Source organism: Geobacillus sp. PLS 41 (genome assembly GCF_056494105.1).
The window spans coordinates 2,561,903-2,575,550 of the sequence record NZ_CM151395.1; the positions used below are offsets into that span (position 1 = coordinate 2,561,903).

The 13,648-nt window shown below is 56.1% G+C and carries 14 protein-coding genes; all 14 read right to left on the bottom strand.

Translation table 11 applies throughout. From position 1 onward, the window contains the following. Positions 1-231: 231 nt before the first annotated feature. The 14 genes from ACVX3G_RS12885 to ACVX3G_RS12950 all read right to left on the bottom strand — a co-directional run bounded on the left by ACVX3G_RS12885 (position 232) and on the right by ACVX3G_RS12950 (position 13,648). Positions 232-1,002 carry a 5-oxoprolinase subunit PxpA gene (locus tag ACVX3G_RS12885; RefSeq protein WP_011230998.1) on the bottom strand — a complete coding sequence of 257 codons (771 nt, stop codon included), beginning with the start codon at positions 1,000-1,002 and terminating at the stop codon, positions 232-234. Next, the gene (locus ACVX3G_RS12890) at positions 999-1,970 is read right to left on the bottom strand and encodes a 5-oxoprolinase subunit C family protein (RefSeq protein WP_014195657.1); all 972 of its coding nucleotides are present in this window, start codon (positions 1,968-1,970) and stop codon (positions 999-1,001) included. Before ACVX3G_RS12890 ends, ACVX3G_RS12885 begins: the two co-directional genes overlap by 4 nt. Then, positions 1,963-2,655: a 5-oxoprolinase subunit PxpB gene (gene pxpB, locus ACVX3G_RS12895; protein ID WP_013145505.1), complete on the bottom strand. Its 693-nt coding sequence runs from the start codon at positions 2,653-2,655 to the stop codon at positions 1,963-1,965. The genes ACVX3G_RS12890 and pxpB overlap by 8 nt, the downstream gene beginning before the upstream one ends. Continuing rightward, complete coding sequence (locus ACVX3G_RS12900; protein WP_013145506.1) at positions 2,652-3,401, bottom strand: IclR family transcriptional regulator; 750 nt, start codon at positions 3,399-3,401, stop codon at positions 2,652-2,654. Before ACVX3G_RS12900 ends, pxpB begins: the two co-directional genes overlap by 4 nt. A 131-nt stretch (positions 3,402-3,532) precedes the next feature. Next, on the bottom strand, positions 3,533-3,967 hold the full coding sequence (locus tag ACVX3G_RS12905) for a GNAT family N-acetyltransferase (protein WP_021322570.1): 435 nt from the start codon (positions 3,965-3,967) through the stop codon (positions 3,533-3,535). 333 nt (positions 3,968-4,300) lie between these two features. Beyond that, positions 4,301-5,821 (bottom strand): bifunctional ADP-dependent NAD(P)H-hydrate dehydratase/NAD(P)H-hydrate epimerase, encoded by a 1,521-nt coding sequence (locus ACVX3G_RS12910; RefSeq protein WP_011230993.1) that lies wholly within the window; start codon positions 5,819-5,821, stop codon positions 4,301-4,303. 340 nt (positions 5,822-6,161) lie between these two features. Further along, positions 6,162-6,560 carry a hypothetical protein gene (locus ACVX3G_RS12915; RefSeq protein WP_021322568.1) on the bottom strand — a complete coding sequence of 133 codons (399 nt, stop codon included), beginning with the start codon at positions 6,558-6,560 and terminating at the stop codon, positions 6,162-6,164. Between the two features lie 63 nt (positions 6,561-6,623). Beyond that, on the bottom strand, positions 6,624-7,031 hold the full coding sequence (locus ACVX3G_RS12920; protein WP_011230991.1) for a thiol-disulfide oxidoreductase DCC family protein: 408 nt from the start codon (positions 7,029-7,031) through the stop codon (positions 6,624-6,626). Then, positions 7,031-7,714, bottom strand: coding sequence for an SOS response-associated peptidase (locus ACVX3G_RS12925; RefSeq protein ID WP_011230990.1), 684 nt, complete (start codon positions 7,712-7,714; stop codon positions 7,031-7,033). Before ACVX3G_RS12925 ends, ACVX3G_RS12920 begins: the two co-directional genes overlap by 1 nt. Before the next feature lie 95 nt (positions 7,715-7,809). Further along, a complete protein-coding gene (locus tag ACVX3G_RS12930) occupies positions 7,810-8,745 on the bottom strand; it encodes an alpha/beta hydrolase (protein WP_011230989.1) in 936 nt (311 codons plus the stop codon). 122 nt (positions 8,746-8,867) lie between these two features. Beyond that, positions 8,868-10,550: an acyl-CoA dehydrogenase family protein gene (locus ACVX3G_RS12935; protein ID WP_011230988.1), complete on the bottom strand. Its 1,683-nt coding sequence runs from the start codon at positions 10,548-10,550 to the stop codon at positions 8,868-8,870. A gap of 23 nt (positions 10,551-10,573) precedes the next feature. Continuing rightward, on the bottom strand, positions 10,574-12,109 hold the full coding sequence (locus ACVX3G_RS12940) for a class I adenylate-forming enzyme family protein (protein WP_014195650.1): 1,536 nt from the start codon (positions 12,107-12,109) through the stop codon (positions 10,574-10,576). After that, positions 12,106-12,495, bottom strand: a complete 390-nt coding sequence (locus tag ACVX3G_RS12945) for a MerR family transcriptional regulator (RefSeq protein ID WP_011230986.1) — start codon at positions 12,493-12,495, stop codon at positions 12,106-12,108. Before ACVX3G_RS12945 ends, ACVX3G_RS12940 begins: the two co-directional genes overlap by 4 nt. A gap of 364 nt (positions 12,496-12,859) precedes the next feature. Then, the gene (locus ACVX3G_RS12950) at positions 12,860-13,648 is read right to left on the bottom strand and encodes an ABC transporter permease (protein ID WP_011230985.1); all 789 of its coding nucleotides are present in this window, start codon (positions 13,646-13,648) and stop codon (positions 12,860-12,862) included.

The window sequence follows — 13,648 nt, forward strand, 5'->3', positions numbered from 1 at the left end:
TTGTTATTGTAACCAATTGAAGATCGACTGTCATGAAGGCCATTTCATTGAGCCAGCCAAAAAATCGGTATAAGTTAGAAGAAGCAATAAACAGCTCCAAATGAAAACAGCGCCCTAAGCGAGTTTCCTGCTTAAGGCGCTTATTCGGCAGCTGCTGCATGGCAGTGCACACGCCCATATACACCATTAAAGAAGACGGCAAGGGCGCCAAATATGGTGTTCCGGCTTTCTTCATCGTCTTTCCTCTCGGCGCGGCGCCTGAATGGCGATTCCTTCGTTTTGCAAGGCTTGATAGAGCCGCTTGGCAAATCGCACCGCCTGTTCATTGTCGCCATGGAGACAGACGGTGTCGGCTTCAATCGCCACGTCCGTCCCTTGCACCGAGCGAACGCGCCGGTCGCGGATCATCATAAGCACTTGCGTGACCGCTTCGTCTTCATCCGCGATGATGGCGCGCGGATCGCTTCTTGGGGTGAGCGAACCGTCCGCCTGATACGTCCGATCGGCGAACACTTCGCTCGCCGTCCGCAAGCCGCAGGCGCGGCCGGCGCGGATGAGTTCGCTTCCCGACAAGCCGTATAAGACAAGCATCGGATCGACATCATGCACCGCTTTGGCGATCGCTTCGGCCAGCGCCGCGTCTTTCGCCGCCATATTGTACAAGGCGCCGTGCGGCTTAACATGCGTCATCACGCCGCCTTCCGCCTTCACAAACGCAGCCAGCGCGCCGATTTGGTAGACTACATAGGCGTATACCTCCTCTGGCGAAACGGCCATGGCGCGCCGTCCGAAGCCAAACAAGTCCGGAAACCCCGGATGGGCGCCGATGGCAACGCCATGCTGGATGGCGAGTTGCACCGTCCGCCGCATGACGAGCGGGTCGCCGGCGTGAAACCCACAGGCGATGTTGACAGAGGTCACGTACGATAAGATTTCTTCCTGCCCAAGCCTATACACCCCAAAGCTTTCGCCGAAATCGCAATTCAAATCAATCGTCCTCACCGTTCTCCCTCCCATTGACGGCGAATGGCCGCAATCCATCGAGCCAGCCGTTGCTGTTGTTCCCGATAAAGCCACATCGCTTCTTCCGGCTCGATCGGCTGAAATTGGATAAAGTCACCCGGACGAGCCTGCGCGAGAATCGGCAAATCCACAGACGCAACCTGGGCGATGCGCGGGTAGCCGCCGGTTGTCTGGCTGTCCGCCATCAATACGATCGGCTGGCCGGATGCCGGGACTTGCACCGTGCCGAAAACGACCGCTTCCGAGACCATCTCCCGCTCGCGCACAAGCGCCAACGCCCGTCCAGAAAGCCGATAGCCGATCCGATCGGACTGCGTCGTCACCTCATAGCGGGCGGCGAAAAACTGGCGGCGGCTCGCCGGCGTAAATTCGTCATACTCCGGACCGGGAACCGCGCGCACCGTTTTCGTTTTCCCACCAATATAGCGGCGGGCGGCCGAAGCAAGACCCCAACGCATCCGGCCGATAACACGACGCCCATGAGTAACGCCGACCGGCAGTGCATCGCCCCGCTGCAACGGGCGGCCTGAAAGCCCGCCAAGCTGGGCTGGAACGTACGTGGAACGACTGCCCATCACGGGCGGGACGTCGATGCCGCCTGATACAGCGATATACGCCCGAAACCCCGTCCGACACACCCCTACTTCGAGCACATCGCCCGATTTGACGATCTCCGGTTTCCAAAGGGAAATCGGCTGCCCATTGAGCGTGCACGGGAAATCGCCGCCGCATACCGCAACGACGGCCTCGACGCGAAACCGAAGCGTCGGTCCGGCCATCGTCGCCTCAAGCACCGCCTCATCACCGTTGTTGCCGACAAGCGCATTAGCCAGGCGATACGCCCACGCATCCATCGCCCCGCCCGCCGGCACGCCGGCATGCCGGTAGCCAAAACGCCCGCCATCTTGCACGGTTGTAAACAACCCAGCCTCGATGACGTCAATCATGTTCCTCGCTCCAACGTGCAAATTCATCAGCCCCAATCGGCTGAAACGCGACGATATCGCCAGCCGCAAGCAAACTTGGCTTCTCTCGGTGCGGGTCAAACAGCTTCAGCGGCGTTCGACCGATCAGTTGCCAGCCGCCCGGCGTCGCAAGCGGGTAGACGCCCGTCTGTCCGCCGGCGATGCCGACCGAACCGGCAGGCACTTTTGTGCGCGGCACCGACCGCCTTGGCGTCGCCAAGCGCGGCGACAGCCCTCCTAAATAGGCAAATCCAGGAGAAAAGCCGATCATATAAACTCGGTAGCGTCCGGCCGAATGGAGCGCTATCACTTCGTCTTCTGTCATCCCATGGAAACGAGCGACATCCGGCAAATCCGGACCGAATTCGCCGCCGTAACAGACGGGAATGACGACCGTCCGCGCCGAACGCCGCACCGCTTGTTCAGACCGCCTGATGTTTTTCCTTAGCCATGCGCCTATGCCGATGTAATCGATCACCAATGGATCATAGTAGATGGTGAGTGACGAAAACGCCGGCACGATCTCCTCGATGCCTTCTTTTCGCTCGGCCTGAAGCCGGGCGGCCGTTTGGTGGACGATATCATTCACGTCCTCGTCAATGCGGTCTGAAAACCGAACCGTCACCGCATATTCGCATAATGGAAACAACGTATACTCCACCGTCATCCCTTCCCCCGAAAGCCGAGTTCGCGCGAAATGTCCATCGCCGCCTGCTTCAATCGCGGAACGATGCGCGCCACATCATCTGGCGAAAAGCGCTGTTCCGGCCCGGCAACGCTCAGCCCGGCAACCGCCGCGCCTTCATGGTTGAAAATCGGCACCGCAACGGCGGCCGAATAGTTTTCCAGCTCAGAATAGCTGACCGTATAGCCGCGGTCCCGGTCTTCTTCCAACAACCGGCGCAGCGCTTCTTTGTCGGTCACCGTATGTTTGGCGATTTTGACAAGCTCGACTTGTTCTAAATAACGTTCCCGATCCGCCTTGTCCATAAACGCGAGCAAGACACGAGGGCACGCCCCGGCATACAGAGGGGCGCGCCGCCCGACTTTCGTATAGACGCGCACCGGCTCGGACGTCTCGACTTTTTCAATATACAGCGCCTCATCACCGTCGCGAATGACAAGATTCACCGCTTCGTTCGTCTCCTCTTTCAGCCGCTTCATCACCGGCAGCGCCGCCCGGCGAATATCGAGCCGCTCGGCGACGAGCGCGCCAAACGTCAAGAAGGCTAAACCGAGCTCATAGTAATCGCCTCGTTTTTGCAAAAAACCAAGGACAACAAGCGACTGCGCCATCCGGTACACCGACGTTTTGGGCATCCGAAGCCGCTCGACCATTTCCGGCAGCGTCAACCGTTCGCAATCGAGAAACAAATCAAGCAGTTCTTTTGTTTTTAAGACCGTTTTATTCATCATTGCCCCTCTGTTCCGAATATCAGAATATTAATTCCAAAATACGAGTTATATATTTTTTATTATAATGAAAAGTGGAACAACTTTCTACCACAAAATGAAAAGCGCCCGCTGAACGGACGCCGTTGGATTCAAATCGATAAGCGTTTCAAAAACACATAACTCACTTTTTGATATTCCATTTTTTCCTCATAGAAGCGATGGGCGTCAACCCGCTGCAGGCCGGATGACAGCGAGACAATCCCGTAGCCTTGCTCCTTCGCCCATTCGTGCACATGCGACAGCAACGCTTTTCCATACCCTTTCGAACGTTCGGCTGATGTCGTGACCAAATCGCAAACCCAAATAAAACGGCCGTTATAGAGCGTGATCATCGGCATGAATCCGACAACGGCAACCATTTTGTCCTGATCATATAACGCCGCAAGCTTATACCCTTCTTTTTCTTGCGCTTCACGCACAAGCGCGACATACGTTTCTTCATCCAAATGAGTGCGCAGCTCCCGCATGACCGGAAAAGCGCTTCTTACTTCCTCCTCCGTCTCGAGCCAAACAAATTGCGGCATGACTCCCATCTCCCTTCTTCTATTTCTACATTCATGATATCCATGTTTGTCCAAAAATGGAACTTCCGCCTTTCCGCAACGTTGATCATCGTTTCGAAAGAAGACTCCCGCTTCAAGCGCGTGAAGGGCGCAGCCCAGCGATCAGTGGAAGATTGTCGGCTGATAAACCAACGATTACAGCTGCAGCCGCAAATACGGCCTCAGCGGTAAAGTTTGCGCCCGAACCACATGCCTTATGCGCAGAAGGCTGGGAGAAAGAAAACGCCAGCCGGTTATTCGCAAGCCAGCTGGATCGTTTTCATCCCCCAGCGCCCCTTTCAATGGACCGGTTGATCACGCCAGCGAAGCGAGCACAGCCGGCAAGGCCTCCACAACGTCCGACGCCAATACATCCCAAGGCGAATGACCGTGTTGAACAAGCCAATCAGCAGCCTTTCCATGCACGAACGCCGCATTGCTCACCGCAGGCTGCACCGCCTCGTGCTGCAACAAAAACGCCGCCACGATGCCCGTCAACACGTCACCGCTGCCGCCTTTCGCCAAAGCCGGGTTGCCGGTCGTGTTGACATATTGCGATCCATCCGGCGCCGTAACAATCGTATACGGCCCTTTCAACACGACATACACGCCATATTCCATCGCCAACCGCTTGGATAACCCAAAGCGGTCGTGCTCGACCTCGCGAATGGAGCGACGGACGATGCGCGCCATTTCCCCCGGATGCGGGGTGATCACCGTCGGCGCGCTTCGGCGGCGCACCTGTTCAGCGTAATCATCCCAGAAAAATAGGGCATCGGCATCGAGGATAAGGGGCACCGGCTTTCGCACCAACTCCCCAACAAGACGGCGCACCCCTTCCGTTCTCCCCATGCCTGGACCAACGGCGAGCGCATCGACATCCAGCCCGTTCCAATCGGCCGCGCCGGCAAACGCTCCCCCTTCGGCCGGCCATGGCCTGCACATCGCCTCGGGCATCCGATTGGCAACCGCTTCGTACACTGTTTCTGGAACAGCCATGGTCACAAGTCCGGCCCCGCTTCGCAGCGCTGCCTTGGCGGCGAGCGTCACTGCTCCTGCCATAGCTTTCGATCCGCCGACTACAAGCAGTTTGCCATACGTTCCTTTATGCGAGGACCGCCTCCGCTTTGGCATCGTCCGCATGACATCGCTTCGCTCCCACACGAACCGACGGGCTGCATTCGTTTTGACCACGAGCGGCGGAATGCCGATATCTACAACAGCGAGTTCCCCGTAATAATCGGCCGCTGGGAATGTGTACGCCCCAAGCTTCGGGCATTGAATGGTGAGCGTCATATCCGCGCGAACGGCCGCGGCGACATCACCGCCATCCGCCGGCACCCCGCTTGGCACATCGATTGCATACACAACAGCCCGCGAGCGGTTCAGTTGTTCAATGATTTCTTGATACGGAGAGCGAACCTCGCCTTTCACGCCGATGCCAAGGAGCGCATCAATGATCACGTCGTAGTGCGGCGCACGCATCGCAAACTCTTGTTCATTCCCTTCATACGGAATCCACGAATACCCGGACCGCTCGTACACCTCAAGCGCGGTGCGCGCCGCTCCTTTCACCTTTTCCTTTGGTGGAATGAGCCATACATCGGTTTCGTAGCCGCAGCTTTTCAACATACGGGCAACGACAAACCCATCCCCGCCGTTGTTGCCCGCCCCGGCAAGCACCGCCACCCTATCAGCGCGCGGAATCCGCCCTTTCAGCACCCGAAACAGCGCCTGCCCTGCGTTTTCCATCAACGAATCAGCGCTGATGCCGATCCGCTCCGTCACTTCTCGGTCGATGGCGTACATTTCATCAGATGTTACGACCGGAATCATTCTCCTTCCTCCTCTCTTCTTTTGGCCTTCGTCCCCTTTGGCGCTCCATCTTTTGCACATGTTGGCCATGGGAGAATCAGGCTTTGAGAACGAACCACGATGTCCGATGGAACGGTCTTCATGGAGCGTTCATGAAACGTTTGGCATTCCCTGCCGCGCCTTCCCATCATCAATGTATGATTTAGGGAAGCCTTGCCGGAACAGCCGGCGGCTGCGTCTAGGCGCATTTTCATTGGAGCGGCGTCATCCCTTTATCGCCGTGTTGCTCGCCTTGTCCTACCCGCTTATCCGCTATGCAGAAAAACGACGGCCATCGCCTTCACGATGACCGCCGCCTCGATTACGGCTGCTTGGCGATCACTTGCAGCCCAAACTGCAGGCAATCGTCGCAAATTGCCGCCAGCGGACCTTTGGCCAGCCTTGGTTTTTCTTTGAGACAAAACGAGCAGCGGCCGCCGCCATGCGCCTCTTCTGCCTCCAAGGCCAGCGTTTCCTCAAGTTTTTCCAATGAGAAGACAGCCAACGCCTCGTATACGTTATCAAGCAAATGATCATCAATATAGGCACATTTTCCTTCCCAACGGAGCGCGATGAGTTTCGCCGCCACCGCCATCCCTTCGTAAAACCGGCGCCGATCCTCGTTCTCCCTTTGCTCGGCCATAGCGATCAATTCATCGGCAAAACGCTCAAGCGCCCGAGGCGTGCATTCATCAAGCCACCGTGTTGTTCCGTTTGCCATATCCATTTCCCCTCCCACGTTTCTTTCCCTTTTCAATACGACAAACGGGCGTATTTTCCTTCTTCACCACAGCGGCCATTCATCAAGAAAGCGGGATCGCAGCTCAGGCGGCGGCAGCTGACAATGATCGCGCTTCAGAGTGAGACGATGCCGATGGTTGGCGACCGTGTCATATATATGATCGCGCAACAGCCGAGGGATGAGAAATCCAGACGCTGCCAGCCAATTCCAAGGCCAAGCAAGACGACGTCCGATGCGCAGGACAGCATCAGATTTTACATAACAGCACCCGTTCTCGATGAGGACGACGCTGTCTCCCGCTGACATCTCCTGCTTGGCTAACAATGCTTGACCAACGGCGCTCTGTTGCGCCGCAAAGCGGAACACCGCCTGGCGGTCGCGGGCGGCGATCCAGTGTGCGCTCGCATGGCAAAACAGGCAATCGCCATCAAATAAGATGACAGGATGCATCACGTTCCCTCCATTGACCGGCTGTCGACCGGCTCGATGCAGGCGATCACGTCGTTTTTCGGCGAGTTGACCAGCGGCGCCACTTCGTACATGCGCATCTCGCTGCTCGGATACGGACGCAGCAACGATTTCAAATACTCGCTGTCGTCTAAACGCGGATCCAGCCAGTCTTCATGCTGCTCGGGAGGCAATATGACCGGCATCCGATCGTGAATGGGGGCGATGAGCTCGTTCGCCCTCGTCGTCATGATCGTGCACGTCTCAAGCGGCCCGCTCGCTCCCTCCCAGCGCTCCCACAGACCGGCAAACCCAAACGGCGCATCCGTTGCAAGCGTAAACCGATACGGCACTTTTTTCGATCCCTCTTTTTTCCACTCATAAAATCCATCGGCTAAAATCAAACAGCGCCGCCGCTTGAACGCATGGTGAAAACTCGCCTTCTCATCGACTGTTTCCGCCCGGGCGTTGATCATTTTGACACCGATGCGATCATCTTTCGCCCAAAACGGCACAAGCCCCCAGCGCATCATTTTGCCGATTCGCTCCCCTTCTTCCACAATGACCGTCAACACCTCCTGGCTCGGGGCGATGTTGAACCGAGGCGCAAGCGAACCTTGATAACGGAAACGAAACAACGCCCGCAATGTTTCCAAATCAACTGTCAACGTAAACCGACCGCACATGGCATTCACTCCTCGATTCGTTGATCAATGCCATCTTCATTCTCTATTTCTTCCATTATAATACAAAAAGCGGCCGAACACGAATCGCAGCCGCCTTACGAAGAAGTTTTTACCAATGAGCGCAAAAACGCCGACACTCTTTCTACATACTCATCGCTGTAGAGAGAAAAACTTTTCACATGATCCGCTTTGTCCGTCAGCCATAGTTGAAACGCATGCGGATGGGTGTTGTACAACTTCACACTTTCTTTGTATGGAATCGAACGGTCGTCTTTGCTGTGGATGAACAAAATCGGCCTCGGCGCGACACGATCGACCGCATGGATGGGCGAAGACACACCCAAATCCAAATCCGCAAGCGCCGGGACGATCGCTAAAATCAAATACGTAAACGGCACATCGGGCAAGTGCGTCCATACCGGCATATTGGCGCGCAAATACGATTCGAGGTCGCTAAACGGGCTGTCCGCAATCACCCCGCGAACATCGCTGTCTTCTGCCGCCGCCAAAATCGATGTCGCCGCCCCCATTGAAACGCCGTATAAGGCGACTGGCTCGCGATAGTGCCGCTTCGCGTAATCGATGACGCCAAGCAGATCGTCTTTCTCTTTGACGCCGATCGTAATCATATCGCCTCCCGACTCGCCGCTCGCGCGAAAATCAAACAAGATGACGCGGTACCCGTCGTCAACAAGCCGCTTGGCGAGCGGCAAAAACGGCACGTTTTTCTGAATCCGGTTGCCGGCATACCCATGGGCAAAAATGACCGTCATCTTCGCCGCTCCTTTAGGCGGAATGATCCAGCCTTCGAGCGCCGTTTTCCCATCTTTGCTTGTAAATGTCGCACTTTCATACGCCATGCCATAGTCTTTCGGCGTCATGGTAACCGGCTCGCGCGGTTTATGCGTCAGCTGCCAGCCGACATAAACGGACAAACCGACGCAGGCGAGCAACCCCAAAATGACAACGCCAATGGCCGCAGAAATCCAAACGCGCCGTTTTGTCCGGCGCGGCGTGCGCACCACTTCCATGTCCGTTTTCCCCTTCCTTTCTTTCATCCTACTTGTTGAATTGCTCATTTGGCAGTCAAAAAAAGAGATGTCCGCCAAAAACGAACATCCCTTTCGCCCATGGCCCGCTTCATGCCGCCAACTTACGAATGCGCGAGCGGCGCAGACGCTCCTTTACATCTGACGATCAAGTCAAACTCGCGCACCGACGTCATGCGTTCATCGACGAGCCCGCGCTCCCAAACATGGCGCAAAAACAGCTCAGCGATCAACCTGTTCCGTTCGTCTTCTTGCCCGCGTTCAAGGGCGATGATGCTCAAATACAGATCGCACATCCGATTGGCGATCGCTTTCGCGTGGAACGTCTGGACCTCTTCCGACTGGCCGTTAAGACGCGCCAGTGCTGCCCCCCATTCCTTAAGCCCTTCTTCGACCGGGCGGGCGAGCGGCTTCACGTCAGCTGCCAAACGCTCAAGGCGCTCCTGCATCTCGGCGGCAAACCGTTCGTGGATGCGATATTTGCGCATCAACCGCAGCACCTCGAGCGCCAAAATGTTCGCCGTCCCCTCCCAAACCGTCAGCACTTGCGCATCGCGCAACAGGCGTGGCGTGACAAAATCTTCAATATACCCGTTGCCTCCATGCATTTCAATCGCCTCATGGCTGAACGCGATTGCCTCTTCGGCGGTGCGCATCTTAAGGAGCGCAATCAGCAGCCTGAGCCATGCTTTCTCCGCCTCGCTCGCTTCATGCGGCGCGGCCATGACGCGGTCAAACAAGGCGATCATGTCAAAGCAGGCGCTCGTTTCCACTTCCTGTCTCGCCGTCAAATTGGCAAGCGTCTCGCGCACCATCGGGTAATCCGTCAAGACATGGCCAAAGGCAGTGCGTCGCTCAGCGTATTGTTTCGCCTCTTCAAGCGCCCGCTTCATGATGCCGACGGAAGCAACCGCATTGCAGACGCGCGAGAGATTAAGCGCTTCCATCATATAGTAGAAGCCTTTCCGCGGATCGCCGACCACATACGCCTCGGCCCCGTCAAACACGACTTCGGCCGACGGCACGGCGCGCACTCCTAACTTATCTTTCAGGCGGCGAATCGAGATGCCGTTTAACGTCCCATCCTCCTTGCGCCACGGGACAAGGAACAAGCTCAGCCCTTTCGTCCCCGGCCCGCTCCCGTCGATGCGCGCCAATACAAGCGCCACGCCGCAGCGGCCGGCATTGCTGGCAAAATATTTTTCCCCATATAGTTTATAATGGTCGCCGCACGGCACAGCACGCACCGCGTTGGCGCCAACGTCCGACCCGCCTTGGCGCTCGGTTAAAAACGTCGCCCCTTCATACAGTTCGACCTCACCGGTGGAAGTGACATGGGGCAAGTACCGTGCTTTTAACTCGTCGTCGGCGAAATGTTCAAGCACATAGGCGGTTGCCATCGTCAGCGTCACCGGACAATAAAACCCGGGCTCAGCTTGGGATAAAATGTACCCTTGGGCGTACGAATACATGTAGTTTCCTTTTCTTCCAAGCTCGGGAATCGGTTTGTGCACATAACCGACAATGCCCGTTTCGTACGTCTGTTTTGCCGTCTGCACGTATCCTTCGTTTACCCATACTTCGGAAATGTCGTTCCCAAACCGGTCGTACTTGATGAGGCGCGGCTGCCCTTCGCGGTCGGTGTGCACGGCGCGGCGGTCGACGTCCGTCAAGCAAAATTCGTAAAACGACGCGAGCTTTTCTTCCGCATACCGATACAATTCGTCATCCAAATGCCGTTTCAAATTCGCCAGCAAATTCGGATCGACTTCATAAAGCGGTTTCATCGTCTCTCCCCTTTCCCCTCTTCTTATCGTCCCTGTGCTCCCTGCGCCGTCGTCTCCCACATCCGCAGCACTTGTTTCAACACTTTTCCCGTCGCATTGCGCGGCAGTTCAGCGATCGCCTCATACAGACGCGGAATTTTATAGTCAGCCAGCTTGTCAGATAGGAAACGCTTGCACTCTTCCGCAAGCGGTTCGAGAGGTTGGCTCAATACAACAAACGCTTTTGCTGTTTCGCCCCACTCCGGATGCGGCACGCCGATCACGGCAACATCGGCGATCGCCGGATGCGTTCGCAGCACATCTTCGACTTCCTTTGGATAAATGTTGACACCGCCGGAAATGATGACATCTTTTTTCCGGTCGACGATCCAAATGTAGCCGTCTTCATCGCGGCGCGCCAAATCGCCGGTGTACAGCCAGCCGTCTTTGATCACCTCGTTCGTTTTTTCTTCGTCCTTGTAGTATCCTTTCATGATGCTCTCCCCGCGCAGCACGATCTCCCCGACCTCGCCGGGCGCAACTTCCTGTCCGTTCTCATCGACGAGGGCCACCTCGCAATGAAGAGCGGCATCTCGGCCGACGCTCCCCGCTTTTTCGCCATGCTCCTCAGGAGACAAGTACGTCCCGTTCGGGCCGGCTTCGGTCAAACCGTATAAACACATCATCCGCCCGGCGCCAAAGCGGCTGGCGACAAACTTCACTTCCTCACGCGACAGCGGAGCCCCGCCGTACATCCAGCAACGGACCGAAGAAAGGTCGTATTCGTCAAACCGCGGATGCTTCGCCGTCAACAAATACGCCACTGGCGCGCCGAAAAAGTGGGTGATCTTGTGACGCTCGACCAGTTCGAGCAACGCATCCGGGGAAAACGCAGGCGCTAGGACATGGGTCGCACCGACGTACGTGCCGCCTATGAAAAACAAATGAAGCGGCGCTGAGTGGCTGAGCGGCATGAGATGCAGCAGGCGGCTTTGACGGTCGATTTTCGTTTCGATCACGATCATGTCCGCAACCGTGATCACATTGCGATGCGTGAACAACACCCCTTTTGGCCGCCCCGTTGTCCCCGATGTATACAAAATCGTCGCCTCATCATCCTCTTTGGCTGGGCAGACGATCTCTTCTGGATCACCCGAATCGATCAACTCCTCGAGCGACAGCCAACCGCCTTCCGCCTTCCCGGTCTTCACCCAGATTCCATCGCTTCCACCGACAAGCGGGGCGAGCACTTGATGCACCCAATCGTGGGCGATGAGCGCCTTTGCCTCGCTATGGCCGAGAATATACTGCACCTCAGCCGCCGTCAAGCGCGCGTTAATCGGCACAACAACCGCGCCAAGGCGCAAAACAGCAAAGTACGAAACGGCAAACTCCTTGGTATTGGGCATATACAGCGCGACTTTATCGCCGCGTCCGACACCAAGCCGAGCCAATGATGAGGCCAAGCGATTGACCATGCAGTTGACCTCGGCATACGACAGCGATGATTCTCCTTCGATGACCGCCGTTTTCTCTGGAAATTTCCTCGCATTCCGGGCGAGCAGCTCTGAAATGTTCATCCATCCGATTCCTCCCATTCTCGCAATCGCTGTTCAAAATCGGAAAGCAGCGCTTCCATCTCCGCCTTCAGCTGAAGCAAATCCTCGATCCGCTCGCTCACCTCCTTCAATTTCCGCCGCCCGTATTCGACCGTTTTTTCAAGCTGTTTCTTCCCCGTGCGATCCTCATCAAACAGCGCAATCATCTCATGAATTTCGTCAAGCGAAAAGCCGAACCGTTTGCCGCGCAAAATGAGCTTGAGTTTCGCCCGCTCCTTTTTCGTATACAGCCGCTGCCCTGACTCGGTCCGAATCGGGGAGAGCAATCCGCGTTCTTCATAATAGCGGATCGTCCGTGTGCTCACATCAAACTCTTGCGCCAAATCGGAAATGGTGAAATAGTGCATGGCCATCCCTTTTCTAGAATCAATATTCTGAATTTTATTTTAATTGACGTTTACGTAAAAGTCAACGAATATGAAAGCAAAGAAACAGTCATCCTCCCCCTTCTCCGTGTCCATTCTCTCCGCCATCCAACCATCAATATGGAAAAAATGGATCTGGGAGCCGTCGGCGAAAGGAGACATCCTAAGCCAATGCAAAGAAAGAGACAGTCGACCGAACGCACAGGTCATCAGCACTGAAACGCTTTTCCATTATTCATGGCGGCCAGAAGCGAATCGGACGGCATGGGTCGATATACGCGCCGCTGATTCCCTGGCGAAATCACCATGACAAAAGAAAAAAGCCCCTGTCTAAGGAGCCGTTTCCTCACCCGCCCGCCCCGGTGTAAAAGCGCAAGGCAAACCGCCAAAAGCGACGGGCCAGCCATAAAAAGAGAATGGCCGCAGCCAAAGCCGCCAGCGCTGTCGGGATGCGCCATTTTCCAAGCAGCGCCAAAGCCGGCGTATTGGTGATCAACACCGCCGGCAAGATGTAGGTAATCACCAACCGCACCGCCCCGCGGTACATGCTGCCGGGAAAGCGGGCCGTATCAAAAAACGAATCGAAAATAAACGACAAGTCATCGATGCGCACGACCCAAAACGAGGTCGTCATCAACATCATCCATAGCGAATAAATGAGCAAAAGAGAAGCGGCCATCACGATCAGAAACATGCATACGTCGGCCGCCGATGGCACGTAGCGTTCAACATACAAGCCGAAGCCGATGACGCCGATGCCAAGCGCCACATCGATAAGCCGCCAAAAGACAAGGTGGCGGAAGCTGACGTAAAACATGCTGTCGACCGGTTTCGTCAAAATATAATCGAGCGTGCCGCGCCTGACATGCTCAAGCAGCCTTGGCATGTTCGGGCGGAGCGCAAAATCGATGAATCCGCGCAGCGTATTAAAGACGCCGAGCAGCACAAGCACTTCCCCATACGTCCAGCCGCCTAAGCGATCCGTCTGGTAAAAAAAGATATGGACGGTCAACAGAGCGATTGCGATGCCAAAAAAGCTGGCGATAAAATTGCCGAAAAATTCGCTCCGGTATTCCATTTCCTCGACCAAACAAGCGCGGAAAAACTCGCGGAACACCCGCCCGTATCGCCGCAT